This window comes from Bacillus pretiosus, from assembly GCF_051294775.1.
GTDB lineage: Bacteria > Bacillota > Bacilli > Bacillales > Bacillaceae_G > Bacillus_A > Bacillus_A wiedmannii.
This window is the reverse complement of record NZ_JBPPHF010000516.1, coordinates 1-285: the sequence shown is the minus strand read 5'-3', so window position 1 is coordinate 285 and position 285 is coordinate 1. Positions and strand designations below refer to the sequence as shown.

Annotated in this window: 1 pseudogene; it reads left to right on the top strand. The window is 34.7% G+C overall.

Annotated features, from left to right (window positions below):
• A pseudogene (locus tag ACSG5Z_RS31980) lies at positions 1-281 on the top strand (SPFH domain-containing protein); the annotation flags it as partial.
• Positions 282-285: the final 4 nt, after the last annotated feature.

Below are 285 nucleotides of genomic sequence, written 5' to 3'. Positions count from 1 at the left end.
ACGTATCGTTACGTGTTGAAAACTTTAATAGTAAGAAGTTAAAAGTAAACGATATTGAGGGAAATCCAATTGAAATTGCAGCCGTTATCGTATATAACGTAGTTGATTCTGCAAAAGCAATGTTCGGTGTTGAACATTACGATCGATTTGTAGAAATTCAAAGTGAAACAGCAATCCGCCACGTCGCAACAAAATATCCTTATGACAATTTCCAAGATGAAACTTGCATCACGTTACGAGGAAATACTGAAGAAATCACTGAAGAATTAAAACGTGAGTTATAAG